The following is a 25,529-nucleotide window of genomic DNA, read 5'->3' on the forward strand; positions in this document are numbered from 1 at the left end:
CTCAATCGGCGGCCTGTGCGGCAGACAGCACTGTCCAGGGCGGCACCGGCTTTTCATCGGTACAGCCCATCATGTGATTCAGACAGTCGATCAGGTAAGGCGACACCGCTTCGGTCGAAACCCGCTCGCCCATCATCGCGGCATTGATTCGCCATCGCGGCCAGTCGGTTTCTTGATCGAGAAAATCGCGCAGGCGGTTTCGCAAATCGTCGGCGTCGCCGGCGCGAAAGACATAACCGTTCTGCCCCGCACGGATGAGATCGGCAGCGCCACACTGGTCAGAAACAATCGCCGGCACGCCGACCGAAAAGGCTTCGTTGACGACGACGCCCCAGCCGTCCCAGCGGCTCGGCAAAACCAGCAGGTCGGCGGCTGAGAGGCGCGCAGGGATGGCGGCAGGCGATATGCTCGGCTCGAAGCGAACGCGCCGGGCGAGTCCGCTTCGCTCAACCTGTGCGCGCAGCGCCGGCAAGCCGTCGCCCTCACCGATCAATGTCAACGTCACGCCTTGAAACTCATCGAACAGCGGTTGCGCGGCGCTTAGCAGCAGGTCGAGCCCTTTGCGCGGAATCATCTGCCCGGCGAAAACGATCTCGCAGGCGCTCTCTTTTTTCGCGCCCGCGGCACGCGCCTGCCCCCGCGCCCGCGAGCGGAAATATCCAAACGGGTAGATCGCCGCCTGCCTGACGCCTAGCTGTCTGTAGAAGTCTGCGGCGAGGTGCGAGACCGGCAGCAATCCGCTTGCCCGCGACGCCAGCACGCGCCCGAGGCCGCCGCGCAACGCCCGCTTGATGGCCGAGCGCCGCGGGTGTGGGTCGGGCGCTTCGGAATAGATGGCATAGCGGCTGCGGGCTGTGGCCAGCGTGATGAGCGCCGCCGTGAAAGCCGGCTCTGCCCAGATGCCGTTGACGATATGCAGGCGGCGGCGCGCCGCCCACGCCAGCCGCCGGGCGTCGCTCAAACGATGCTGCGGATCAAGGAAGCGATGCGCGTAGCCGTGCAGGTCTTCGTCCCAACCGAGCCGCAAGCGGTCGGCGGGCAAACGCTTCGCGAAGATCACCTGCAAGTCCACCCGCGCCGAAGCCAGCAGGCTGCGGAACAGGTCGCCCTGATAAAACGACGGGTAGTTCATCCAGACGGTCAGCGGCAACATGCGTCTCAGGTGTAGACTCGATTACTGCGCCGCGGAGTTGGCCGATTCCGGCACGTCGTAAACCGACATCAGCTTTTTCTTTCGCCGCGGCAGAATGTAGTGCAGCAAGACGATGATCATCAGCGGCATCATGTTCACCCAGGTGAAGACGATGATCGAGGTCAAGCCGTCGCGGAAAACCTGTATCAGGTTGCAGGCGATCAGCAGGTAGCAGAGGCGGATGACCGTGTAATAGTTGCTGCGGTAGGCGCGAAAATAGATGCGCGCCAAACCGTAGGCCAGCAGCATCGGGATGACCACGATGCCGACGTAGCCAAAGTTGACATAGGATTCGCCCAGGAAGGTCACGATCATACCGAGCGCGCCCATTGGCCGCCACGGCTTTGAAATGTCTTGAAGGTAATCGGCGAGGCCGGGCTTGTCGGGCCACCACTGGTGCGGCACCGGCAGCGTCAGCAGCGCCAGATAGGTCGAGCCGTAATAGTAATGGCCGGCATCATCCATCAGCGACAGGGCGCAGGCGAACTGGTCGAGGAACTGCTGGTCGGGCGCTTTGACGGCGAGCGCCAGGTTGACGGTCTCCGCCGAAGTCACGACGATCTCGTTGACCGAATTGCCTTCTTGCGCCATCTGACCGATGCTCTTGAGCGGGAAATAGATCAGTATCAAACCCACCAGCACCGCCGCCAGGTAGAGCGGCGGCCAGCGCAAGCGGCGGCGGTCGAGAAAGATTTGAATCAGCAGCAAGATGGGAATGAGGACCCGGAAGCGGTGATAGCCCTGGTAGGCCATGATTAACAGGTAGAGGCTCATCGGCACGAGCAGCCACCAGCGGAAGCCGTACCAGTAAATCAGCGCCAGCAGCGCCAGCCCCGCCCATACCTGCATGATGAAAAAGTAATTCGAGGTCTGCCACTCGCCCGGCTCCAGGGCTTCGCCGATGGCCGACAGACCGGGCACGTTGGCGAAGGCCAGCAGCCCGAAAATCCCGAGCGGGAAAGCGACGGCGACGACCGCCCAGATGTAACGCAGCGACAGGTTGGCGCTCCCCTCTTCGGCGACCGGCGCGCGCCGATGCTTTTTCAAATCGTCGGCAGAGGCTTTGACCCAGGCGGCGGTCATGACGACCAGCGCCAGATCGCCGAGCAGCGCGGCGCGAACGATTTCGCCAGGCGTGACGGCTTCGATGAATCCTTGATATTCACTGAACAAGGTTTCGGCGCCAAACATCAAGCCGAACAGTCGAAAGGTGAAAGTGTAGAGATGAAAGAAGAGATAGATGGTGCCGGGGTGTGAATGCGCCAGCCGTCCATACTTCAACAGCAAGACGACGCAGATGATGACCGTCATCACATCGATCAAGGCGACGACGGGGATGTCAATTCCGGGTAGGTTGCCGAACACGACTGCTCCTGATGATCACCCGACACCGACATGGGACGAAGCGACTTCGCCGGCCGGTGCCGTGACCATTGTTTGATACGCCGCGCGCACGCCGGCGCGGAAGCGCTCCCAGGTGAACTGCCGCGCACGCGCCGCGGCGGCTTCGCCCATGCCTGCGAGCGCGGCACGGTTCGCCATGCCCCATGCCAATTGTTCGGCGATGGCTTGTGAATCGCGGATGGGAACGATCCAGCCGTGCTTGCCGGGCTCGATCACGTCCGGTCCGCAGGTATGCGGCGTGGTGATTACAGGCAAGCCGCACGACATCGCTTCAAGAATGACATGGCCGAAGCCTTCGGCGAGCGAGGGCAGCGCAAAGACGTCGGCGCTGTGTAGCTCGCGAATCAACTCGCCATGCGATAAGCCGATTTTGGCTTCAACGTCGAGGTCCGTATACGCAGCCAGCAATCGTGTGTCAACCACGCCGCGCCCGCATAGCCGCACGCGCAGGCGCTTTGATTTGAGCAGGCGAACGGCGTCGAGCAAGTACGCCAGTCCTTTGCGCTGCGACAGGCTGCCGACATAAACCACGGTGAACGGGTGGTCGGCGGCTGGTGGTGTGAGGCGTGGTGTGAAAGCGACAGGGTCAACGCCGTAAGGAACGACATGCACCTGTGCGGCGGGGATGCCTTGATCGATGAGCGTCTGCGCCGTGAAGCGGCTGGCGACGACCCAGCCATTGGCCAGGTGCGGCTCACTGGCCAGCGCCGCGAATTCGGCCTCGGAAAGCCCCAGCTCATACTCGGCCAACAGCGATGCCTCTGCCCGCGGCACGCGCCGGATTTCTTCAAGCAACAGAGCGCGCACCGCCTGCGGGTGCGGGTGGAGCTGAAACAAGAAGCGATGCGCGGGCCGCGCCGCCGCCGCCTTGAAGGCCGCGCCGGCGTAATAGCTATAACAAAACAGCGCCGCCCCTTCGCTGAGCGCCGTCTGCCTCGCCTTGCGGCTCAAGGCTACATCTTTATAGCGATTGAGCCTGAGCGTGCGCGCCGCTTTCATCAAGGCGGCGGCGGCCCATGCTCTTGCTGATACGCGAACGCGACCGCTGTCTAACCCGGCGCAGTAGCGCGCCGCAATCACACGGCGCGGCAACAGGGCGCCTGCCGAGCGCGCAAACCATCTTTGATCGGCGGGCCAATACACGTCGGTCACCAGCGAATGCAAGAGCCCGGCTTCGTCGAGCGCCAGCGGCAACTGATAATGATCGCGCGCGCCCGCCAGCGCGACGACGGCCTGTGGAAGAGATTGCATGATCGGGGTTGCGGCGCAGACGACGGAGTTGATTAGCCCGCGCATCCGCGGATCGCGCACATTGAATCGTGACGACCGGCTCAATAGCGCAGCTTTCTTTTAAGCACAGGCCGCATTGCCAAACGTAAGCCGCCGCGCAACAACGAGCGCGGATTTGATAGCCACCGCGACAGCGAGCGCGTCAGCCGCGTCGAGACGTATTCGCTGACGTTGCATGTGGCGCACGGGCCTTTCTTGGGGCCATAACCACGCAAGCCTCGCCGCCATCCGGCAAGGCGCACATACGCATCAACCAGCCCCGTGCCATTCGTGCCGATCTTAGCGACCACGCCGCCCTGATGCGCCGGGCTGTCGCTGCGCAACTGGCAGCAGATGACGACCGAGCCATCCCAGTCAATCACCAGGTGTTTGTAAGGCGCATAACATGGGGCGAAGCGCGCCGTCTGCCGGGCGATCTGAATCAGGCCGCCGCGGTCGGATAAATCCAACGCCTTCATTGACGCCACATTGCGGACGCGGGAAACGACCTCGGTCTTTTCCGAGGCAATCCGGTAAGCCAGCTCCGGCCGGCGCGACAGCAGCGACGCGGATCGCTGAATGCGCCGCAACAGCTTGTCGTGATAGCGCCCGGCGGCTTCGTGGTCATACGCTTCGTCATCCGGGAAATAGACATCGAGCCAGAGCCGATCAAGCCCGGCCTCTTCAAGCTGGCGCAGGTAATCGGCGTCCAGGTAATCGCCGTTCGAGTTAATCGCAATGCGGGCGCGCGGCGCGGCCTGGCGCACCTGGCGAATCCGCTCGATGATCTGTCGTTCGGAAAGCGGCTCGGAGTAGCGCGACCAGACGATGGTGCCGCGGTAATCCACCGCGCGCAGGCCCTCAAGAATCGCCTGCCAGGCCGCTTCCGGCATCGCCAGTTTTTCGCTCAAGCGGTCAATAAAGCTATTCGGACAGAACGAGCAAGTGCGGTTGCAGTAAGACGTGGTCTCCCACTCGATCAGCTCGACATATTCACGAAATAGCGCCAACCCCTCAACGCCCGACAGGTCAAAACGGAAATGGCGGTCGTCGATCCGCAGCGAATTTCTGACGACTGCGCCAATCGAGGTCAATGCCTTCATCGGTGTCCGTCTTAATCGAGCGTCACGAGATCAAATCATGCCCGGCGCACAAGGGCGGCGCTGATACGCGAGCCCGCGCCCGCCATTGCAAAAGCCATGGCGAATGGATAGATTATCCGTCGCATGGCGCAGCCGGGAGATGAACCCTACAAATCGCAAAGTCTCATGATGAATTCTGAAGGTCAGCGCAATGCAGCGCAGGCGGGCGAGGGTCGCGCCGCGCGCCTGCCGAAAGCCCTGACGGTATTGCTGGCCGCAATGGCTTCCGCCTACCTGTTGCAGATCGCCACGCCGCTGCGCGTCGATCACGACTCCATCGAGTACCTGACGGTTGCGGCTTCTATCGCTGATGGGCGAGGCTTCATGCTCAATGGGGCGCCGGCTTTTGTTCCCTATGGCTACCCCCTGCTGGTCGCCGGTCTCGAACAGCTAGGCGTAGCGGCGTCCTGGTGCTTCGTGCTGCTGAATTGTCTTTTTCTCGGCCTCGGCCTGACCTGCGCGTTCCGCGTCTTAAAGCATGCTTACCGGTTACAGTCGAGGATGGTGACTGTCTGTATGATTGCCAGCCTGTCTTCGTTCGTGCTGGTCAAGCATGTGACCCGTCCGGCAACCGATTGCATCTTCTTCGGCTTATTCTTTCTATCTTTGTATTTGCTGGTCAGAGTCGAAGAGGGCGCATGGTTTACCAGCAATCTTTTGCTGGCGTTGCTGACCATCTTTGTCGCGATCAATTTCCGCAGGGTCGGCATTGCGCTGGTGCCTGCGCTGCTTTACGCCTTGAGGTCAAAGGCGCTCAAGCAGCCGGCGCTTGCCAATCTCGTCAGCCGTTTCAGGTACGCGCTGATCGGCCTGAGCATCATCGTTCTGATCATCGTCGCGGCGGCCCTGTTCAGAACCCGGCAGTTCCAGGGCGCGCTCGACGCTTTCGACGAAAATGGCGGCGCGAAAAGCTTGCTGTTGATTTTACAGTACCGGATCACGGAGCTTGGAGAGCTGGTTCTCAACCTGCCGGCGACACGGCTCTCCAGATTGAGCCCCTTCCTGTTCATCTTATTCGGCCCATTGCTGGTGATGATGATCGCGAAGTCGCTACACCGCCATCGCCATTGCCCGACGGTCACCGACATTGCGCTGCTCGCCTACATCGGCACGTTGTTTTTATGGCCGTTTTACGACCCGCGCTTCTGGATGCCCTGCATCCCTATCCTTGCGGCAATCGCTTGCAGCGAGCTCTGGCAACCGGCTTCCGTTACAGCGGGCCGAAGAATCGCTCAAGGGTATTTCGGCTGGCTCATCTTAACGGGCCTGGCGGCGCTGGCCTTCACGACGCGCATCACCTTTTCCGGTTCGAACTTCGCCAATCTCTACGGCGACCGAACCCTACAGCCGAGCTATGAATACGCCTTCAAGGGGCGGGCCGAAGGCAAAGTGATTGATGAGGCCGTCGCGGTCATCAAGCGTTACGGCGGCCCGCGCAATCCTTCGCCCGCGGCAACCGAATAATCGCATCGCCCTATCCCGGATAGATCAGCGACGTGGGAACCCGGTGACGCAAGGCTTCGATTTTGGGCGATTCCTTCTTCAGATTTCTTGCGATCAGCACGGGCAGCGCCGGCCACCACCAGACCGGCAGTCGCATGATGACGCGCAGCGCGTTGGCAAAGCGCTTTTTCAACAGCTCGATCATCACAGTCGAGGCGGCAACCGACAGGGGCTTCAAGCGCGCCTTGAATAGCGCCGCGGGGCCCAATTCGAGCCGCACCGCATCACCCTTGAGGAACTCCTTGTAAAAGAGCCGGTAATCTTCGACCGAGCGCAAGCTGCGGCGCGCCGACGCCGCCACCTGCGCCGCGTGTATGCGGTTGATCGTCAGTTGGCGCGGGACGTAAACAAAATTCCATTGCATCAGCAGGCGCTGCCAGCAGAAGACATCAAAGTGTATGAAGCGGCTCTCAAACTTCGGCCCTTGCTCCCAGGCCCGCTTTCTCACGGTCGCGGTCGTCAGCGCCGGCAAGGGCACACTCGCCGTGCCATTCATCAGTTGCCGAATCATCTCGCGGCCATCGTAACGTTGCGTTGTCGCCGCTTCATCTTCCACCGCATAGCGAATGCCGTTGGCAAACAGCCAGGCTTCGCCATTGCCGATCAAGCCGACCGAGTCGTCGCCGTTCGCGTTGATGATGCCGTGTAGCGTCTCCATGCACCTGGGCTGCATCAGGTCGTCATGACACAGCAGCTTCACCCAGTCGCCCTGACAGAGCGACACGGCGCGATTGACGTTCTCTGCCTGCGCCAGAAAGTCATCCGCGCGATGCACACGAATGCGCCGGTCGCGGCGGGCATAGTCGTCGAGAATCGCCGGCGTCTGGTCGGTCGAGCAGTTGTCCGAGACAACGATTTCAAAATCACTGAACGTCTGCGCCAGCGCGCTGTCGAGCGCTTCAGCGAGATAGTCGGCGCCGTTATAAACCGGCAGCGCCACCGATAACCCTGGCGTCTTCATAGCAGGCTCATCGCCACCGTATCGTCGGCTTCGTACAACCGGTCGGCATAAGCGACCAGCAGCATCCGAGCGGCGGCGGCCTCAGGATTCTTGAAGGCGTGCGCCAACCCCGCGGGCACATAGACCGTCTGCGGGGTTTCGGCGTCCAGCCATAGCTCGCGGCTTTCGCCCGTCGTCGGGTCGTGCAAGCGCAACTGCGCGCGGCCCACGACAACCGTGAACCATTCCGCCGTGCGCCGGTGGTAATGATTGCCGCGCACCTCCCCCGGCTCGGCCATCGTCAGGTAGACTTCGCCGGTCTGCTCGGGCAGTCGCGCTTCGCGGCCATCGATCACTTTGAGAAACCAGCCGCGCGCGTCTGCCTTCAACTGCCGGGGAATGATCTCGACCTGGTCGAGCAAGCTCATAGCATCGCCTCGACGGTTTGCCGCAGCCCTTCTTCAAGGCTGATGGCTGGTGCCCATCGCAGTTCTTTGGCTAGCCGCTCAATGTTCGCCGCGTAGAGCATCGGCTCCTCGTGGCGATATGGGATTCGGCCAAAGGCGAGCTTTGGCGCGACCCCTCGCTCTCGCAGGATGGCGGCGATAGTCTCGATCAGGGTCCGCAAACGAATGGCGTGGCCCGCGCCGAGATTCAGAATGCGCAGCCTACCCGCGGGCGGCAGCAAGAGGGCGCGCCAGAAGGCTTCGGCGACATCTTGCACATAGACGTAATCGCGCACCTGCTCGCAGCCGGTCAGTTCAATCGGCTCGCCGCGCCGGCTGCGCGCCACGATGTAAGGCACCAGGCGCGGCTCGCTGTCGCCCGGCCCGTACACGTCAAAGATTCGCAACAGGGTGATGGGCAGCCGCGACGCATAAAAGTGGGCGCACAAGGAGGCCGCCGCTTTGGCGACGCCATAAGCCGACAGCGGCACCGCCGGGTCCGTTTCAACGAAGGGGCGATCTTGCGGCGTGTACTCCAGGCCCGAACCGGCGAAGACAATCAGCGGTCGGTCGGTCAGGGCTTCGGCGGCGGCCAACAGGTTTTCAGCGCCGATGACGTTGGCCTTCAGCATCGTCGCAAGCGTGCCGCGGCCAGGCGATGCGCCGGCTGCCGCCAGATGAATGATGGCGTGCGGGCTGACTTCAAGCAGCAGGGCGCGCAGCCGCTCGCGCTCGCACAGATCAACCTGATAGTTGTAATCGGCTGATGGCGCGCGGCCGGTCAACGAGACATTGTGAATCTCGATTCCGCCCCCTTCGGCCAGGCCAATCAGGTGACGACCGATGAACCCCGTGCCGCCGGTCACCAGCACGCGCTTGCCGCGCCAGACCGTCAGACAGTCCATCGCAGTCCTTTGGCGGCGGCGGCGCGCTCATAATTATCGAGGTCGGCAAGGCAGAGATCACAGGCCATGCGGTCATCCGCCGGCTCGGCGTAGAAAGCGCGATACCAGGCCACCGCGCGCTCAACCGCCGAGTGAAAATCCCAGACCGGCTGCCACCCGAGTTGTGAGCGCGCTTTGTCAATCGCCAGCAGCAAGCGACCGGCTTCGTGCGGCGCGTTCGCAATTTCGGAAGCCTGCCAGTCGCCCGCGCCCCACGCTTTGACGAGCGCGTCGGCAAGCTCGGCCACCGTGTAGGTGTCGGTCACCGGCGGCCCGAAGTTCCAGCCCGACGCGAAAGCCGCGCCCGCTGCCGCCAGCCGCGCCGCCAGCCAGAGATAACCCGACAGCGGCTCAAGTACATGCTGCCAGGGACGAACCGCGGCGGGGTTGCGCAGGATTAGCGGCTCGCCTTGCGACAGGGCGCGCATGGCATCAGGCACCAGCCGATCTTTTGCCCAATCGCCGCCACCGATGACATTGCCGGCGCGCGCCGTCGCCAGCCCGACGCCATGCGCATCGCTGGGCGACGGCGGAAAGTAAGCCCGGCGATACGAGGCGACGGCGATCTCCATCGCGGCTTTGCTGGCACTGTAAGGGTCGTGGCCGCCGAGCGCGTCGGTTTCGCGATAACCGTAAGGCCACTCGCGGTTCTCGTAGCACTTGTCTGTCGAGATAATGACGACCGCGCATGGATGAGAGAGACCGCGCACGGCTTCGAGCAGCGACAGCGTCCCCATGAGGTTGACTTCATAGGTCGCCAGCGGATTTGCGTAGGATTCGCGCACCAGTGTGTGCGCCGCGAGATGAAAGATGAAATCGGGTCGGCTGCGCGTAATCGCTTGTCGCAGGCGCTCGCGGTCGCGAACGTCGGCTTCGATATGTTCCAGGCGACCGGCAAGGCCGCACGCTTGAAACAGGCTAGGGGTGGTCGGCGGCGGCAATGAATAACCGACGACGCGCGCGCCCAGCCGTTCGAGCCACAGCGCCAGCCATGCGCCTTTGAATCCCGTGTGCCCGGTGATGAAAGCGGTCTTGCCCGCGAACGCGCCGGCGAACATCACCAGACCTTCCAGGGCGCGGCACCGCTCGCCCACAGCTCGTTCAGGATGCGCCACTCGCGATAGGTGTCCATCGGCTGCCAGAAGCCGTCGTGAGCATACATGACCAGTTGGCCCTCGCGCGCCAAACGCCCCAGCGGCTCGCGTTCGAGAATCAGTTGCTCGTCTGAGGCGAGGTAATCCCAGACACGCGGATCGAAGACAAAGAAGCCGCCGTTGATGTAGCCTTCGCTGGCCTGCGGCTTTTCGGCGAATTCATTGACGATGACCAGGCCGCCGCGCTCGGCCGTATCCATCACGCCGAACCTGCCGGGCGGGCGCACGCCTGTGACGGTGGCAACGCGGCCATGCGAGCGGTGAAATTCGATCAGCCGGGCGATGTCTAAATCGGCAACCCCATCGCCGTAGGTCACGCAGAACAGCTCGCCGCCTTCGAGATACTTTCTCACTTTCCAGAGCCGCCCGGCGGTCTGCGTGCGCTCGCCGGTTTCGGCAAGCGTGACGCGCCAGTCTTCGAGCGGCCCATCATGAAAGTCGACCGCGCGGCGCTCGCCGAGGGTGACCGTCAAATCCGCCGCGACGGCGTGATAGTTGAGAAAGAATTCTTTGATCGTCCAGCCTTTGTAGCCGAGGCAAAGGACGAAGTCATTGACGCCATAGCGCGCATAGAGCTTCATGATGTGCCATAGCACAGGCCGCTCGCCGATGCGAATCATCGGCTTGGGGATGTCGTCGGCGACCTCGCGAATCCGCGTCCCTTGCCCGCCGCACAGAATCACCGCTTTCATATTCAATCTCGTATGGCGCTGACGTAGTAAGGAATGGTGCGCAGAAAGTCGCCGGGGAATTTGAGCATGAACTTGGCCAGCGCCTTGAAACTGGCGGGCTCTAATTTCAGCCTTTGCCGGATGAGCTGATTCATCACCCGGCGATTGTAGCCCAGCTTGATCAGTTGCCGGTAAATCTCTGGCACCTCCTTAAACAGCACCTTCACGTCACGGGCGCGCCAGGAAGGGCGCGCCCACATCGCGTCGCACATCGGCTCGGCGAGCAGGTACATCGGGCCGCGGCTCGCCGCATAAGCGGCCATATACAGCGCCAGCGCGAAATTCTTCGCGGCGTCGGGCCAGGCCGACAGGCTCTCGACGGCCAGCGCCCGGTTCAAGATGTTGACGCTCATGAAGACAATGCCGTTTTCGTCTCGCAACAGGCATTCTTCGACCAGCGGCATCGCCGTCGCGGTATAACGATCCTGGGGATATTCATAAAACCGCTGACTGATGACCTGGCCATCGAGCGTGTTGACACAGCGAAAGTTCATGTGGAGCAGGGCGATCTCGCGGTTCGCTTCGAGCAGGCGCAAGCCGGCGCTCACGACATCCGGGCGCATCTCGTCATCGTCGCTCACCGTCCAGACATATTCGCCGGCGGCCTGCTTGACGCAGAAAGCTATGTTGCCGGGCAGCTTGATGTTGCGCGGGTGATGAAAGATTTTGATTCGCTCGCCAAGCTGCGCCTGCCATTTCTTACAAACGTCTACGGTCAGGTCTGTCGAAGCATTATCCGAAACGATCAACTCACATTCCTCCCAGCGGTCGCCGATGCTGCGCACCGCCCAGGCGATCTGCGCGTCGAGGAACGCCGCGCGGTTGTAGGAAGGAATGGCGATGGTTAATCGCGGCCTTTGCATAGCAAAGCTCACCGTCACAGCCGCTGGCTTAAGATATCCGTGGCGCGCCAGCGCATCATGGCTTGCAGCCACTGTTGTTCTTCAAGCGTCAGCACGCGCTTCCAAACAATTGCCGCATAGCCGCTTAAGGCAACCAGCGCCGAACCGGCAATCCACAGCGGCGACCAGCCATTCAACACCAGCGGCATCGGCGTGAATAAAATACCTAGGGCCAGCCAGTAACTCCGCGGCTGCGCCGCAAACGGCGACGCCGGAAAACCCGAAAGCCGTCGCGCCAGCCACACCAGCAAACTCGTATCGATCAACACCCGCAGTGACCAGGCGATGGCCGCGCCGACCGCGCCATAGCTATACGTCAGGACGGCCGCGCCGCCGAGGTAAGGCAACAGCTCCGCCAGATGAAGGCGCGCCACGACATCGCTTCTGCCGCAAGCCATCAGCAAAAGATAAGGCACATAGGCGACGATGCTGAACATCAACCCGGCGACCAGAATATAGAATGGCAGGACGCTCTCGCGGCCATAATCCGGCCCCGCCCACAGCGTCAAAAACGGCTTGGCGATGACGCACAGCAGCATCCCCAGCGGCGCTGTCCACAACAGGTTGCCGCGCAGCATCCGCGTAGAGAGCCGGCGCAGCGGCTCGCGATCCGTTTCCGCCTGCAAGCGGCTGAAGGCCGGAAACGTCGCGTCGGCCACCGCAATCGACAGCACCGTCAGCATCCCCGCGAGATTGAAAGCGACTGAATAATAGGCGAGGCTGCTGACCGAGGCGAAGCGCGCCACAAAGAACTTTTCGGCATGCGCCAGCAGCGTCGAGGCCAGCGATGAAGTCACCAGGCCCGCGCCAAACCCGGCCAGCGGCTTAATCAGCGGGCGGGTGATTTGTGGCCGGGCGAGGCGCGGCAACAGCCGGCGCGCGATCAACGCCTGCAAGAGCGCGCTGACCAGAGCCATGCCGGTTATCACTGAGACTGCGCCGACCAACCCCGCCCCCCGTGCCAGCACCACTGGCACAAGTAAAAGCTGCGCGGTCAGGCAGCCCGAAATCACCAGCGCGTTCCAATCCATCCGCAGGCGAACCAGTTGCGGCGTGTTCATCACTCCGGCAATCACGCGGAACACAAATCCGAGCGCGGCGATCCTGAGCGCCAACGTCGCCACGGTTTGCAGCGACGCCGGCAACTTCAATGCATGCTCGACCAGCGGCGCGGCAATCAGCATCAGACTGCCACTGATTAGCACCGCCGGCACCAGAGCGAGCAACAGCGAAGTCCAGACGACCGCCGCTTCGCCGCGCCGATCATGGCGCGCAAAGGCTTCGCCGCCGAACCGCGTTGACGCCATCCCCATGCCCAGGTCGGCGAAAGCCAGATAGCCGATCAAGGCGTTAATCAGCGACAGCACGCCATACTGTTCAGCGCCGAGCAGGCGAATGACGAAAGGCGTCGCGATAAAAGCGGCGAGCAGCGCGACGCCCTGGCCGCCGAGCGTCCACAGGCTGCCGCGCACCACTTTCGTCGCCATGCCGGCAGACAGATTGGCTTGAACAGCGGCGCTCGCCATCGCGCCGCTCACGGGCTGATTGCTCATCGGCTTGCGGATTTCAGGTGGAAGTGGCGCAAGCTAACCGCCTTGCGCTAGTCCGTGCGCAAGCTAACCGCCTTGCGCCACATCATCGCCGCCATTGCAGATGGCTCGATAGATTGAGAAGACCGAAGAGGGTTAAGCCTCGAAGGCGCGCACCGCCTCGACGACGCGGCGCGCATCGTCCGCCGACAGGTGTGGCCCGATTGGCAGGCTCAGGGCTTCGCGGTGGATCGCTTCGCTGATCGGGTAAGTGCCCGCTTTGAGGCCGAGGTCGGCATAGGCCGGCTGCAAATGCGGCGGCACCGGGTAATGAGTCAAGGTCTGAATGCCTTGCTCCCTCAGATGTTGCTGCAAGGCGTCGCGCCGCTGGCAGCGCACGACAAACAGGTGCCACACCGGCCCCGCGCCTTCGGCCACCAGCGGCAGCGATACCCCGGCGTCGCGCAAGCTTTCAAGATAGAGCGCGGCGATCTTCGCGCGCCGCGTGTTCCACTCATCAAGGTGGCGCAAGCGCACACGCAGCAGCGCCGCCTGCATCTCGTCGAGGCGGCTGTTGACGCCCTTCACATCATTGTAATATTTCTCACGCGAGCCATAGTTGCGGAGCACGAGCAGCTGGGCGGCCAGGTCATCGTCATCGGTCGTGATGGCCCCGGCATCGCCGTAAGCGCCGAGGTTCTTCGTCGGGTAGAAGCTCCAGCCGGCGGCGTCACCGAGCGCGCCGGCGCGCCGACCCTTGAACCGCGCGCCGTGCGCTTGCGCCGCGTCTTCGATGACCTTCAAGCCGTGCCGGCGGGCGACCTCGTTAATCGCTTCCATCTCGGCGGGCTGCCCGTAAAGATGCACCGGCAAGATCGCCTTCGTCCTACGGGTGATCGCCGCTTCCAGGCGCGCCGGGTCGAGGTTATAGGTGCGCGCGCCCGGCTCGGCCATCACAATCGTCGCGCCGACAGCCGACACCGCCAGGCAGGTGGCGATGTAGGTGTTCGACGGCACGATCACTTCGTCGCCCGCGCCGATGCCATAACTCCGCAGGATCAACTGTAAGGCTTCAAGCCCGTTGCCGACGCCGACGCAATGCTTGACACCGCAATAAGCGGCCCACTCCGCTTCAAACGCTCGCACTTCCTGGCCGAGGATGTACCAGCCCGAATCGAAGACGCCGAGGCTGGCGGCATCCAGCTCGTCCTTGAGTTCCAGATAGGCGGCCCGCAGGTCGAGAAAGATCACCTCAGATTTGGCTTTCGTCATCATTATTGTTCGCTCACCAGCTCGATGAACTCGTCATAATCCCTGATGTATTCCTCGCCGTCATAGTTTTCGGAACACAGCACCAGCAATATCGCGCCGGCAGAAAATATCTGTGCCGCCCAGACGCGCGGCGGTAAGAGGAGCGCCCGCGCCGGGTCGTCTAATATGATCTCATCACGGCGTTGCCCATCGTCAACCGTTACAATGACGGTCCCGTTGATGCCGATCAGCGCCTGGCTGACCTGCCTGTGCGCATGTTCGCCGCGCCGCTCGCCCGCCGGCACGTCGAGAACCACGAAGAAGCGCCGGGGGACGAACGGTAAGTGCGCGCCATATTCGCCGAAGATGAGACTGCCGCGCGCCTCGCGCGTGACCGGCAAATGGATGAGCTTGACGGCAGGAACAGCGGTGTCTTCAGTCATTCAAAAAGTAATAGGTGACCAGAAGTGATGAGTGATGAGTGAGGAGAGTGAAGCGCCCAATGCGCCTCCTTCCCACTCATCACTCATCACTCATCACTTCCCCGCTTGTCACTCGCTTCCGGCACGGTTGCCGTAATTCGTGTAGTAGCGGTCGTAATAGTAATTATCATAACCTTCGCGCCGCAGGTCGACGTTGTTCAGCACGACGCCAAAGATTTTCGCGCCGACGGTTGCCAGCTCCTGGCGGGCGCGGCGCACCAGATCGCGCGTGCTCTTGCCGCCATGCACAACCAGAATGACGCCATCAACCATCGTCGCCAGAATCACCGGGTCGGTGACGTTAATCAGCGGCGGCGAATCAACGATGATGTGATCATAGCGCCCGCGCAACTCGTCGAGCATCTCTTTCATGCGGTCGCTGATGATCAGCTCGGCGGGGTTCGGCGGAATCGGCCCGCACGGCAGCAGCGACAGGTTCTCTATCGGCAACGGCTGAATCACCTCGTCGAGCTTGACCTGCGCTTGTGATAGGTAGGTCGAAAGCCCTTGCTGGTGCTCGACGCCTAAGACCTTGTGCGCGGTCGGGCGGCGCAGGTCACAGTCAACGATCAGCACCGAAGCGCCGAGCTGCGCCAGACTGATGGCGGTATTGATGGCGGTCGTCGTCTTGCCTTCGCCGGGCTGGCCGCTGGTGATCAGCACGATCTTCGGCGGCTGGCCCGCTGCCGACAGCAATACGGACGTGCGCAGCACGCGATAGGCTTCTGCCGCCGACGATTGCGGATCGAGCGTCACCAACTGATAGCCGGGCTCGCCGGTGCCGGTCGTCGCCGCAAGCATTTTGCGGCCACGCGCGCCGAGCCGCCGCGTCATCCCTCCGCCGACCGCCGGGATGACGCTCAAGGCCGGCAGTTGCGCATAGCGGCTGACGTCTTCGACCGTCTTGATCGTGTTGTCGAGGTATTCCAGAAAGAAAGCCAGGCCGATGCCGATGCCCGTGCTCAACAGCAAGGCCGCAAAGATGCTGAAGCCGCGCCGCGGGCTGATGGGCGCGACCGGCACTTCGGCGGCTTCGATGATCCGCAGGTTGTTCTGCTGCTCGACCTTCTGCGCCTCTGCCTGGTTCGTCTTGTTGAGAAAATCCTGATAGAGCTGCTTGTTGACCTCGACCTCCTGCTTGAGCAGCGTGTATTGAATCTCTGCCTGATTCTGCACGGTCGCTTCGCCCTTGGCGCCGACGAGCAGGGCTTTGAAGTTCTGCTCGTCGCGCAGGGCGCGCTCGTAGTCGGTCTTGAGCTTATCTTCAAGCGACCTGAGGCTGTCGTCGAGCTGTTTCTGAATCACATCGATCTTTTCGTTGACCTCTTTCACTCTGGGGTTGTCGTCGCCATACTTGACGCTCAACTCGGCCTTTTGCGACTGCAAGTCGGCCATCTGCTTCTGCATCTCGACCAGCTTCGGCGACGACTTGAACAGCAGATCGGCGTAGGCCTCCGGGTTGTTGCGCACGCGGCCCTCTTTGACCTCCTGATAAAGCGACTCTTTCAAGACGCGCTCGGACTCGGCGCGCAAGGCCTCGTCGTGCAGCCGCGCCAGCTTGGTCGTCGTCAGCGTGCCGCTCTTGTCTGTGAGGAAGATGCCGTGCTCGCGTGTGTAGGCGGCGAGCTTCTCTTCGGCCTCCTGAACTTTGGCCTTCAAACGGTTGGTCGAATCGTTGAGCCACTTGGCGGCGTCGGTAAACTTCGCCGTCTTGCTCTCGAAGTTGCGCGACAGGAAGCTGCCGGCAATGCCGTTGGCCACCAGCGCGGCCACCTCCGGGTCGGTGTGCGAATAGGCGATGCGCAGAGCGCGTGTCTCTTTAACCGGCTCGACCGTGATGCCGCCGTTGAGCATGGCGATGCAGGCTTCGATGCGCTTCTTGGCTTCGGGCGTCGGCTTATCGAGCTTGGGGGTGTCATTGGCGGTGACGACAGCGTTCAGCGGCTCGGCGGCGGGCTTGTCGTCAGGGTGAGAGGCCAGCCCGAAATGCTCGCCAATCATGTGCAGTGCTTCCCAGACAGACTTCTTGCCGCCGGCTCGCATGAACTGCGGATTCTGGTCGAGGTGGTTCTCGATGACGACGCTTTCGAGCAGCGCGTGGCTGCGGACCAGCAACATCTTGGTCTTGATGTTGACCATATAGAAGGGGTCGTAATCGTCGCCGAAGATGTTGCTCGACTGGCCGAGACGCGACACGTCCTTGCCGACTTCGATCAGCGTCGTCGCCTGATAGATATTCCGTGTGCGGTACATCTCGATGGTGACGAGCGTAGTGATGACGAACATCAGCGTCAGCACCAGCCACTTGCGCTTGCGCAGGGTGCGCCATAGCTCGCGCAGGTGCATGCGGCCATCGCCGCCGCTGCCATAGCCATACCCGTAGCCGGCGCCATTGGGATAATGCGGGCGCAGGCCGGCGCTGTCGCGGGCGACGGCTTCAAGCGGCGCGGCAGCGGGCGGCGGTATCTGTTCGAGCTCGACTCTCTCGTCTGCCATCAGAAACCCTTGCGGATTGCGGATTGCGGATTGCGGAATTTGGAACCTCGGAATAAGACTGAGAATGAAGTTCGATAATCCGCAATCCGCAATCCGCAATCGCGTCAGCGGATGAACGGGCCGCGCTGCGCCGCGCCCATGCCGAGCGCTTTGAGGAAAGCGTTGCCGATTGTCTTGCTTTTGCTGTTGGGCACCAGCACGATGTCGCCGGCCAGCAGCGGGATGTCATCCTTGCGGTTCTTCATTACCGCGCCGATGTCTACCTTGATCTCTTCGCGGCGGCCCGTGGCCGGGTCCGTGCGAAAGATGATACCGTCGCCGGTGGCGGCGTTGAAGGTGGTGCCCTGCGCCAGCGCCATCGCCTGCCGGAGCGTCGTGCCTTCGCTCAAGGGGAACTGCCCCGGCGCGAAGACTTCGCCGGCGACAAAGAAGACATCAGCCGGCAGCACGTTGATGATGTCGCCGGGCTCAAGGTAGATCTCTTTGTTCTCCAGCCCCAGTCCCTTGAACATGCCATTGATGTTGACCGCGCGCACCGTGTATTCGGTGTCGTCTTCAGCCGAAGCCGCATCGGCGGGCGCACGGCTTTCGCCCGCGGCGGGCGCCGCTTTCTTGACCTCGTGGAGGACGATGGCCGTCGAGCCGTGATTATCGGCGGGGCCGCCGGCAACCGTCAGCAGCTTGATCAGTGACGGCTTGCCCTCAATCTGATAAACGCCCGGCTTTTTCACGGCGCCGAGGATGAAGAAGGCGCGGCTGTTGAACTGCTTGACGAAGACCATGACGTTCGGGTCTTTCAGGTAGCGGCCGCGCAGTCCGTCGGTGATCTCTTTAGCCAGCTCGTCGGTTGTCTTGTCTTTGGCCTTGAGGCGCTTGAGGTAAGGCATCAAGAAGGTGCCGTCAGCGCTCACTGCCGCCGTGATCGATAGTTCCGGCGCGTCGTCCACCTTGATCTCGATAACGTCACGCGGGCCGATGCGATAATCCTGATCGGTGGCAACCAGGATTGTCGGTGCCGCGCTCATCTCGCCGCCGCCCGTGGACGGAGGCGGTTGAATTTTCGGCTGCGTGCGGGTTTGCGCCGCTGCCGCCAGTGTAAAGAAGACCACACAGGCCAGAGCCAGCGTCCATAAAGGTCGCGCGTGAGCGGTAGGGGTTCGACTTCTCATAATGAAACTCCTGTAGGCAGGCTGCCGGCTTCGAGGCGCGCGGCGCGCGCCGCCCGGGCCACGGGTTTGCGCTCCGTTACGGTTGCGGCAATGCGCGAGACCAGCGCCGACAGAAAGACAAATAACAAAGCGTTCGAGGGAATCTGCAAATTGAAATCAAAGGCGCTGTGAATGAGCAGCGCGAACAATCCGGCGCCGCTGCCCAGCGCCAGGCCGGCTTCGAGCGGGTCGTCGGCGCGCGTCGCCCGCCACACACTGCTACCGAGCAGCACGATGAACCAGAGCGCCAGCCCGCCGGCAATGATGCCGCCGTCACTGAGCGCCTGCAAGTAATCGTTGTGCGCGTAATCCACCTTGTACATGCCGTCGTGGTGCGCAAAATTCGGGAAGACCGTGTTGTAAGCGCCAAGGCCGACGCCCAGCAGCGGGTGTGCGCGTACCATCCGCAAGGTGTCTCGCCAAATCTCGCGCCGCGAATAGAAATCTGCCGGCGTGTTGGAATCGCGCTCGATGGCGTCAATCGATTCGGCGGCGCGATTGATCAAGCCTTCCGCGCCGATCCAGAAAACGCCAACGATAATCGTTAACGCAATCGCCATGGCGCCGCCCAGGCGTTTGCCGACATCGACCGCTCGGGTGAAGCGTGAGGGCACGATCACCGCATCGCGCACCATTCGACCGGCGCGGCGCGGCTTGACGCGGCCACTCATCATCGCCACGAAGGCGATGCCTAAGATGACGCTCATCACGCCGCCGCGCGACAACGACACAAAGACGCTGATGGCCATCAGCACGCCGGCGAATCCGTAAAATAGCCATGACTGGCGGCGCACGGCGCGCGCCGCGATCAAGGCGAACGGCAGCGGCGCCAGCATCTCCATATAGCCGGCGTAGTGATTACGGTTGGGAAACGGCCCGAAGGCCAGATAAGGGGTCGGCCTCACCCAGTAGATTTTCCCTTCGAACGTGAAATACTGCACCAGCGCGAAGACGGCCAGCGACAGACCATAGGCCACCAGCAGGTTGACGAGCAGGCCGAGGCGCTCGCGCGTCGCAAAGAAATTGGCGGCGAGTAGGAACGCCGCCAGCATGAAAAAGATCGCCATGGTGGCGCCCCATGTCGCCTCGCGGTCGAGCGACAGGCCGAAGCCTTGCACGATACCGAGCGCGCACAGCGCCGCCAGCGGCCACGCGGTCATCGGTACAGCAATCTGAATTTCTTTGTCGGCGACCCACTTCGCGGCCCAGAGCAACAGCAGCAGCGTGATTAACACCTCGAACAGCCCGACTGACCACGCCTCGTTGGCGCCAAAGGCCAGCGCCGTGAAGACCAACGCGACGAGCAGGCCACCGGCAATCGCTTTGTCGAGAATCGCGCCCATACAAAATAAAGAAGTCAGAAGTCAGGAGTCAGGAGCCAGAATTTTAATGCAAGTCGCGGCAAAACTCGAACCATAAAACCGGATCGGGGCAGCCGGCTATTCTGACTTGCAGGGCCAATCCGTTCTGCGAAACAGGGACGAAAGAAAAACACAGAGACAGAGAGACACAGAGGTATGGAGGCACGGAGACAACACGGCGTCTTCTCTGTGTCCCCTCCGTGCCTCTGTGCCTCTGTGTTTAATTCATCTTTATGAATGTCGAGAACTGAATGCCCCTGTCTGACTTGTGACTCACGGCTTCTGACGGTTTCCTACTCTTCCTTGATCGTGAAGTCGTCGAGCCAGACGGTGCCTCTGGTCGGGTTGTCGTAAGCGTACTTGGGCCGGCGCTTGACCGACAGATAGACCGCCGACGAGCCGGCGGCAACGGCGGGAGCGATAAAGCTCAGCGTCACCGGCTTCCAGTCGCTTGTGCCTTCGGCAATCGCGTCCGACGAAGCGACCCAGTTGCCTGAGCGGTCGGTCACCACGATGCGCGGCCCTTCGGGCGTCTCCAGCTTATCGCTTTTCACGTAACCTTCAACACGATAATGGCCGCCGGGGCGAACGACGATCAACTGGCGCACTTCGTCGTTGAGCGTCGTCGTGTCGCGCCCGACGAATTCGACTTTCAGCGAGCGTTCGCCGCTGTGGCGTGTCGTTCGATCAATGCGCAGGCGGGCGTATTCGCTGGCCCCCAGTGTCCAGTCGAATTGCGAAAAGTTCTTCAGGATGTCGGCTTCAAAGCCGCCGTTATAGACGAGCGCGCCGCCCGCATTGCCTTCGCTCACCAGGCTGGCCCAGAGATCGTGGGCGATGGTTGTATTGCCGGCGGCGATCAGCGCGTCGAGCAACTGCGCGCTCTCGATTGAAGCGAGCCGCGCCGCGCGATCAATGCTGCGAAAGATGGTCGCCGCCTCGACGACTCGCGACTGGCGGACGAGAAACTGCGCCAGTTGCAGGCGACGCCGGGGGTCGTCGCCGGCAACCGTCTCGACCGCTTCGACGTTGCCGCGAGTGACGCGCCAGACCAGATCGAGCGTCACCGGCAACGCTTGCGGATTTTTATCCATCGCGACATGAAACTCGTCTATCGCGGCGGCCAGCTTGCCCTGGCGGAGCAGCACGTTGGCCAGACGATAATGCACGTCGCGGTCGTTCGGGGCGAGCCGCAGGGCGTCGCGCAGCGCCACTTCGGCGGCGGCGCGGTCGCCTTCGGCCTCCTTGACCGAAGCGAGAATCAGCCGCCAGCGATAATCCACGGGCGACAGCTCGACGGCGCGGGCGGCGGCGCGGTCAGCGCGATTGAGGTCGGGGTCGGCGGCAAATAGCTCGACTTCGGCCAGCCGCGCATTCAGGCGCGGCGAGTCGGGCAAGTAAGCGGTGCCCGCCAGCAGCCAGTCGCGCTCCAACATAAAGCGGTCATCGGCCAGCGTGCCGATGACGAAACGCGAAAAGACGATCACCAGCAGTAACGCGCCTGCGGCGAGCGCCAGCAGCAACACCGCCAGCCGCGCCCCCGCATGTTTTAGTTCGAGATGGATCGTCATACACGCCCTCGGTGAAGGCAAAAATCGAACGGCAAAAGGCCAACGTGTCGGCGGGACAGACCACGCCCGACGATGGTTAAGCCCGTCAGGGAAGCCGCTGGCGCGGCCTTCAGATTGACACTCAGACTCATAGCGCGATGGGACGGGGAGCAGTTGTCAGAACTTTAGCGCCATGCGGCACCCAGCCGAGCGACACAGAGTCTCAGGGATAGGCGTGCTTGCCTGCGAAAGAACTCAGCTAGTTTCGCGTGTTTGCATCTTCAGGGCGGGATGCCATGAGACTCCCCACTCATTATGCTCGCGCCGGATTTCCTAACGTATTCAGCCCGAAACCAATGCCGGAATACCGTAAGCGCCAGAAAGCATAATGTGGGGTTTGCGGGCTTGTCAACATGAGCAAACCGGCGGCGTCGGGCTCGGTCAATAGCCGCTTTGAAAACGCCACGGCGCTCGCGACAATCTTCATTTGTCGCGGGCCAACGGCGCGCTCTCGGCAGGCGGGCTGATCACGCCATCGGCGCTGATCCGCACGGCGCTGGCGCCGAAATCCTGCTGCGAGAGTTGCGTCAGTAGCGGGATAATCGCCCGGTTGGGATCGAGGCGCGGGCCGCCCGGTCGCTCCTGCCTCACCGGATGGATGCGCCCGCCGAGAAACCGCCCATCGGCGGCCAGCCTTGCTTGCAGAATCAGCGACAGACCTTGTGGGCCGGAGAGGTTGAACGAGCCATAGGTCGCAAAGTTGCCGAGCGAGTAGGCAATCAGGTGGCCGCGATAGATCTCCATGCCGCGCACGACGTGCGGCCCGTGGCCGATCACCAGCGCGGCGCCGGCATCGATGACGGCGTGGGCAAACTGTCGAAGGTTGCCGCGGTTTTCGCCGAGGAATAGCTCGCTCGCATAAGGGACATGCTGATAACCGGCCCCTTCGCCGCCGCCGTGAAACGAGACCACGACCAGGTCGGCGCGAGTCGCCAGATCACGGACGAGCTGGCGGGCCATTTCGATGTTGTTCAGATTGTATGAGGTGTCATAGGTGGTGAAAGCGATCAAGGCGATCTGCTTGCCTTTAACCCGCAGGTGGGCGATGTCGCCGACTTCGCCGGAATGCGCGATGCCGAGACCGTCGAGGACTCTTTTTGAGCTTTGCCGGCCCGCCGCGCCAAAGTCGAGGGCGTGATTGTTGGCCAGGCTCATGACATTAAAGCCGGCTTCTTTCAGGTAGCGGCCATAGCGCGTCGGCACCCGAAACGCATAGCAGCGTGACGACGCTTCGGGGCATTTCGTTGACGTGCCGTCGTCAACCATCGGCCCTTCCAGGTTGCCAAAGGTAATGTCTGAAGCCGACAAAACGGGCGCGACTTCGGCAAGCAGCCCTGTGCCGTCATCAGGCGGCAGCCAGCCGCCATTGGGCCAAGCCGACCCCAGCATGACATCGCCGACGGCGGTAAAGCTGATCTCGGTCTGCGACGGGTGCGTCGGTTCAGTGGCCGGCTCTTGCTGTTGCGGCGAAGCGAGCGCGGCGAGACCGGCAGACTTCGCAAAGGTGGCAGACTTCGCCAGGGTGGCAGACTTTGTTGACGGCTGGGAATGCCTGGTCGTTCCCTGTGCCAGCACGCTTGCGCTCACCAGCGACAGCGCCAGAATCATTGCGAATGTCGTTCGCATTATTCGTTTCGCCTGCATCATCCCTCCTGTGACCGCCGGCCCGATCAACTGCCGCGTTGTGCGCGGGAAATGGCCCGGCCTCGCCTTATGGTTTCGCTTGCTTGCGTTCCGCCCAATGGCCCTGAGATGCCTGTCGCTACCTGAGTCAGACTGGCCAATCTATTTTAACCTGAGTTCGACGAAACTACACCAGTGGCGATCAATTTTTCAAGCGGTTTGGCGAAGAAGTGGATAAACAGCGCCGGCAAGACGGACAGATGACAGGGCGCGGCCCGCGCGGCGCAGTCACTCGCCGTCCGCCTCGGCACACCACGCCGATGTCGAACCGCTAAGCGCAGGCTTACGCCCTCAGGCCGCAGCCGGCAGCAATTGATGTTTGAATTGGGCCGGTCCAGTTGAGGCAGCGGCATAACTCCACGCAAGGGATCCCTCTGGGACGCATCGGAACATTTCACGATACGTAGTAACTACCCTCGCCGCAGAGTTCTTTAGGCTGCTCGTGTCAATTTATGCGAGCAACTGCCAACTGATTAAACAGGACTATTGCTCTCACAACCTTAACCGACTGCCTCGCGATTGGCTGTGACCTGCTCAAAGGAATACTTTTGCAGGCTATAGCCAGTCAAATAGAAAGTGATTGGCAGTGGGAGATTATTACAGGAATGTTAAAAAAAATCGCAGCGCCCACACACGAGGCTCAAAGGCGCTGGCGCAAACGCCGGCAATGCCAGTCCGCGCCCGTCGCCTCGCGCCCGGCCCGCTTATCGGCAGGCATGACCTCAGGAGGTTTTCTTTAGCACGAAAGGATATTGGCCGATGACCGCGCGCCCGCCTCCCGGCTTGACGCCTTCAACGGTCAAAGAATAATTGCCGGGCTGGAAGCGCTCCGGCTTGAACCAGGCGGAAAGCGTGTCATGGCGATTCGGCGTCAATCTGCCACTCCAGATCGCTCGGCCAGAGCCATCGACAATTGTGCCGCGATAGCTCTTATATTCCCCTTCCCCGTCCAGCGTAAGCATGATGGCGAACAGGGAAGCCGAGCGCGGCACGATGACTTGATTGATCGTTTCCGCCGGCTCGCTGCCGCGCACCGAGATCAACGGGGCGACAATCAGGTTGCCGCCAACAGTCATCGTGCGACTGCCTTCTGCCTCTAGCTGGCCGTGCCGCGCCGCCTCGTCCGCCAGCCTGGCTTCAAGGGCGCGGCGCTGTTCGGCCTGCTGCGAATCCTCTTCGCGACGCTGGCTCTCTGCCGCCATCGCCGCCTGCCGCTCGCCCTCGTAGCGGCCCTCCCACTGCGCGGCAAGCTGCCTGGCCAGATCGGCCTCGTTCCGTAAGCGGCGTGTATAACCGACCACAATGATGGCGCTGATGATGGCCGCGATCAGCAGGCCGGCGACGGCCAGCGCAAAAGGCCAGCGCAAGAACGTTTGCAGAAAAGGCCGGAAGCCGCGCGCCGGCGGCGGCGCAATCGGCCATGACTGCGCTGCCGCCACGCCGCGCAGGTCTTCGAGGAAGGTCTTCGTCAGTTGCAGGCGGGCAATACATTGCGGGCAATCAACGAAGTGCGCTTCGAAGCTGGCGCTCTCTTCCGCCAGCAGCTTCCCCATGAGATAGCGGTCGATCAAATCAAATTGATCTATTTGCTGATGGTTCATTACCGTTCAAGCAGTTCCATATTGAAAGTGTCAATAAAAGCGCAATTATGACAGCCCGACAAAAACTTCTTCTCGCCTCAGGGTTCACCGAAGCGCTTAATGTAAAGTTCCCTGTACCGGTTGAGGGCCCGGAACCGGACGCTGTTGAATTGCCGACTGCTCAATTTAAGGTCGGCGCAAATCCGCTCTTTGTCTTCTTCGGCGATGTAGTAGCGAAACAGCACCTCGCGGTCGCGCTCGACTTTCAGCTCATCGATCACCTGGCGGACGATTGCGCCGCGCTCTTTCTGCAAGAGCGCGGCGAACTGGTCCGCCCGCGGGTCACGAATCTGCTCGGCCTCGCCGATCTCTTCCTGGTTGACCTTCCGGCGCAGGCGGCGGACGTAGTCAAGGGCGAGGTTCTCTGCCACACTGCAAATGAAGCCGGAGAGCCGTTCGGGGTCGCGCACCTCGCCGCGCCTGATCTTTTCCAGCACGATGCGGAAGGTTTCCTGGGAAAGGTCGTCGGTCACCGCGTCGTTGCGCACGACGCGGCCAATGATGATGGCGATGCCATCCTTGTAGCGCTCAACCAGCTCGGTTTCAGCGTCGGCGTCGCCGGCCATGACGCGCCGCAGCCAATCGAGCCAGTCATCATCTTTGTTTGTCCGAACTAGATTCACCTTTGCCCCCTGGCGGGCC

21 protein-coding genes are annotated in these 25,529 nt (G+C 62.1%); 1 reads left to right on the top strand and 20 read right to left on the bottom strand.

Annotated features, from left to right (window positions below):
* Position 1 precedes the first annotated feature (1 nt).
* The 4 genes from VJ464_07975 to VJ464_07990 all read right to left on the bottom strand — a co-directional run bounded on the left by VJ464_07975 (position 2) and on the right by VJ464_07990 (position 4,968).
* Positions 2-1,153, bottom strand: coding sequence for a glycosyltransferase family 4 protein (locus VJ464_07975; protein HKQ05051.1), 1,152 nt, complete (start codon positions 1,151-1,153; stop codon positions 2-4).
* 21 nt (positions 1,154-1,174) lie between these two features.
* Positions 1,175-2,557, bottom strand: a complete 1,383-nt coding sequence (locus VJ464_07980) for a hypothetical protein (protein ID HKQ05052.1) — start codon at positions 2,555-2,557, stop codon at positions 1,175-1,177.
* Between the two features lie 15 nt (positions 2,558-2,572).
* Positions 2,573-3,847, bottom strand: a complete 1,275-nt coding sequence (locus tag VJ464_07985; GenBank protein HKQ05053.1) for a glycosyltransferase family 4 protein — start codon at positions 3,845-3,847, stop codon at positions 2,573-2,575.
* A gap of 80 nt (positions 3,848-3,927) precedes the next feature.
* Positions 3,928-4,968, bottom strand: a complete 1,041-nt coding sequence (locus tag VJ464_07990; protein ID HKQ05054.1) for a radical SAM protein — start codon at positions 4,966-4,968, stop codon at positions 3,928-3,930.
* A gap of 165 nt (positions 4,969-5,133) precedes the next feature.
* Between VJ464_07990 and VJ464_07995 the strand changes: the two genes are divergently transcribed.
* On the top strand, positions 5,134-6,471 hold the full coding sequence (locus VJ464_07995; GenBank protein HKQ05055.1) for a hypothetical protein: 1,338 nt from the start codon (positions 5,134-5,136) through the stop codon (positions 6,469-6,471).
* A 10-nt stretch (positions 6,472-6,481) separates the two neighbouring features.
* Here the strand turns inward: VJ464_07995 and VJ464_08000 are convergent, their stop codons facing one another.
* The 16 genes from VJ464_08000 to VJ464_08075 all read right to left on the bottom strand — a co-directional run bounded on the left by VJ464_08000 (position 6,482) and on the right by VJ464_08075 (position 25,510).
* A complete protein-coding gene (locus VJ464_08000; GenBank protein ID HKQ05056.1) occupies positions 6,482-7,471 on the bottom strand; it encodes a glycosyltransferase family A protein in 990 nt (329 codons plus the stop codon).
* Positions 7,468-7,878 (bottom strand): cupin domain-containing protein, encoded by a 411-nt coding sequence (locus VJ464_08005; GenBank protein HKQ05057.1) that lies wholly within the window; start codon positions 7,876-7,878, stop codon positions 7,468-7,470. Before VJ464_08005 ends, VJ464_08000 begins: the two co-directional genes overlap by 4 nt.
* Positions 7,875-8,801 (bottom strand): NAD(P)-dependent oxidoreductase, encoded by a 927-nt coding sequence (locus tag VJ464_08010; protein ID HKQ05058.1) that lies wholly within the window; start codon positions 8,799-8,801, stop codon positions 7,875-7,877. The genes VJ464_08005 and VJ464_08010 overlap by 4 nt, the downstream gene beginning before the upstream one ends.
* Positions 8,789-9,934 (bottom strand): CDP-glucose 4,6-dehydratase, encoded by a 1,146-nt coding sequence (gene rfbG / locus VJ464_08015; protein ID HKQ05059.1) that lies wholly within the window; start codon positions 9,932-9,934, stop codon positions 8,789-8,791. Before rfbG ends, VJ464_08010 begins: the two co-directional genes overlap by 13 nt.
* Positions 9,898-10,686, bottom strand: coding sequence for a glucose-1-phosphate cytidylyltransferase (rfbF, locus tag VJ464_08020; protein HKQ05060.1), 789 nt, complete (start codon positions 10,684-10,686; stop codon positions 9,898-9,900). The genes rfbG and rfbF overlap by 37 nt, the downstream gene beginning before the upstream one ends.
* A 2-nt stretch (positions 10,687-10,688) precedes the next feature.
* Positions 10,689-11,588 (bottom strand): glycosyltransferase family 2 protein, encoded by a 900-nt coding sequence (locus VJ464_08025; GenBank protein HKQ05061.1) that lies wholly within the window; start codon positions 11,586-11,588, stop codon positions 10,689-10,691.
* Between the two features lie 14 nt (positions 11,589-11,602).
* On the bottom strand, positions 11,603-13,180 hold the full coding sequence (locus VJ464_08030) for a flippase (GenBank protein HKQ05062.1): 1,578 nt from the start codon (positions 13,178-13,180) through the stop codon (positions 11,603-11,605).
* A gap of 132 nt (positions 13,181-13,312) precedes the next feature.
* The gene (locus VJ464_08035; GenBank protein HKQ05063.1) at positions 13,313-14,431 is read right to left on the bottom strand and encodes a DegT/DnrJ/EryC1/StrS family aminotransferase; all 1,119 of its coding nucleotides are present in this window, start codon (positions 14,429-14,431) and stop codon (positions 13,313-13,315) included.
* On the bottom strand, positions 14,431-14,850 hold the full coding sequence (locus tag VJ464_08040; GenBank protein ID HKQ05064.1) for an FdtA/QdtA family cupin domain-containing protein: 420 nt from the start codon (positions 14,848-14,850) through the stop codon (positions 14,431-14,433). Before VJ464_08040 ends, VJ464_08035 begins: the two co-directional genes overlap by 1 nt.
* A gap of 108 nt (positions 14,851-14,958) precedes the next feature.
* Positions 14,959-17,385, bottom strand: coding sequence for a polysaccharide biosynthesis tyrosine autokinase (locus VJ464_08045; GenBank protein HKQ05065.1), 2,427 nt, complete (start codon positions 17,383-17,385; stop codon positions 14,959-14,961).
* 104 nt (positions 17,386-17,489) lie between these two features.
* A complete protein-coding gene (locus VJ464_08050) occupies positions 17,490-18,554 on the bottom strand; it encodes a polysaccharide biosynthesis/export family protein (protein HKQ05066.1) in 1,065 nt (354 codons plus the stop codon).
* Entirely contained in the window at positions 18,551-19,936 is a 1,386-nt protein-coding gene (locus VJ464_08055; GenBank protein HKQ05067.1) for an O-antigen ligase family protein, read from the bottom strand. The genes VJ464_08050 and VJ464_08055 overlap by 4 nt, the downstream gene beginning before the upstream one ends.
* A gap of 311 nt (positions 19,937-20,247) precedes the next feature.
* The gene (locus tag VJ464_08060) at positions 20,248-21,525 is read right to left on the bottom strand and encodes a tetratricopeptide repeat protein (GenBank protein HKQ05068.1); all 1,278 of its coding nucleotides are present in this window, start codon (positions 21,523-21,525) and stop codon (positions 20,248-20,250) included.
* Positions 21,526-21,987: 462 nt separating this feature from the next.
* On the bottom strand, positions 21,988-23,190 hold the full coding sequence (locus VJ464_08065; protein ID HKQ05069.1) for a CapA family protein: 1,203 nt from the start codon (positions 23,188-23,190) through the stop codon (positions 21,988-21,990).
* Positions 23,191-23,969: 779 nt separating this feature from the next.
* Positions 23,970-24,848: a hypothetical protein gene (locus VJ464_08070; GenBank protein HKQ05070.1), complete on the bottom strand. Its 879-nt coding sequence runs from the start codon at positions 24,846-24,848 to the stop codon at positions 23,970-23,972.
* Between the two features lie 77 nt (positions 24,849-24,925).
* Positions 24,926-25,510, bottom strand: coding sequence for a sigma-70 family RNA polymerase sigma factor (locus VJ464_08075; protein ID HKQ05071.1), 585 nt, complete (start codon positions 25,508-25,510; stop codon positions 24,926-24,928).
* Between the last annotated feature and the right edge of the window lie 19 nt (positions 25,511-25,529).

The organism is Blastocatellia bacterium, assembly GCA_035275065.1.
Lineage (GTDB): Bacteria > Acidobacteriota > Blastocatellia > UBA7656 > UBA7656 > DATENM01.

Excerpts from the sequence above, each read along its gene's own strand:
- VJ464_08040 (HKQ05064.1), bottom strand. The coding sequence starts at position 14,850 with ATGACTGAAGACACCGCTGTTCCTGCCGTCAAGCTCATCCATTTGCCG.
- VJ464_08065 (HKQ05069.1), bottom strand. The coding sequence starts at position 23,190 with ATGCGAACGACATTCGCAATGATTCTGGCGCTGTCGCTGGTGAGCGCA.
- VJ464_07975 (HKQ05051.1), bottom strand. The coding sequence starts at position 1,153 with ATGTTGCCGCTGACCGTCTGGATGAACTACCCGTCGTTTTATCAGGGC.
- VJ464_08010 (HKQ05058.1), bottom strand. The coding sequence starts at position 8,801 with ATGGACTGTCTGACGGTCTGGCGCGGCAAGCGCGTGCTGGTGACCGGC.
- VJ464_07995 (HKQ05055.1), top strand. The coding sequence starts at position 5,134 with ATGATGAATTCTGAAGGTCAGCGCAATGCAGCGCAGGCGGGCGAGGGT.
- VJ464_08035 (HKQ05063.1), bottom strand. The coding sequence starts at position 14,431 with ATGATGACGAAAGCCAAATCTGAGGTGATCTTTCTCGACCTGCGGGCC.
- VJ464_08055 (HKQ05067.1), bottom strand. The coding sequence starts at position 19,936 with ATGGGCGCGATTCTCGACAAAGCGATTGCCGGTGGCCTGCTCGTCGCG.
- VJ464_08025 (HKQ05061.1), bottom strand. The coding sequence starts at position 11,588 with ATGCAAAGGCCGCGATTAACCATCGCCATTCCTTCCTACAACCGCGCG.
- VJ464_08045 (HKQ05065.1), bottom strand. The coding sequence starts at position 17,385 with ATGGCAGACGAGAGAGTCGAGCTCGAACAGATACCGCCGCCCGCTGCC.
- VJ464_08005 (HKQ05057.1), bottom strand. The coding sequence starts at position 7,878 with ATGAGCTTGCTCGACCAGGTCGAGATCATTCCCCGGCAGTTGAAGGCA.
- VJ464_08030 (HKQ05062.1), bottom strand. The coding sequence starts at position 13,180 with ATGAGCAATCAGCCCGTGAGCGGCGCGATGGCGAGCGCCGCTGTTCAA.
- rfbF (HKQ05060.1), bottom strand. The coding sequence starts at position 10,686 with ATGAAAGCGGTGATTCTGTGCGGCGGGCAAGGGACGCGGATTCGCGAG.
- VJ464_08050 (HKQ05066.1), bottom strand. The coding sequence starts at position 18,554 with ATGAGAAGTCGAACCCCTACCGCTCACGCGCGACCTTTATGGACGCTG.
- VJ464_07990 (HKQ05054.1), bottom strand. The coding sequence starts at position 4,968 with ATGAAGGCATTGACCTCGATTGGCGCAGTCGTCAGAAATTCGCTGCGG.
- VJ464_07985 (HKQ05053.1), bottom strand. The coding sequence starts at position 3,847 with ATGCAATCTCTTCCACAGGCCGTCGTCGCGCTGGCGGGCGCGCGCGAT.
- VJ464_08060 (HKQ05068.1), bottom strand. The coding sequence starts at position 21,525 with ATGACGATCCATCTCGAACTAAAACATGCGGGGGCGCGGCTGGCGGTG.
- VJ464_08070 (HKQ05070.1), bottom strand. The coding sequence starts at position 24,848 with ATGAACCATCAGCAAATAGATCAATTTGATTTGATCGACCGCTATCTC.
- VJ464_08000 (HKQ05056.1), bottom strand. The coding sequence starts at position 7,471 with ATGAAGACGCCAGGGTTATCGGTGGCGCTGCCGGTTTATAACGGCGCC.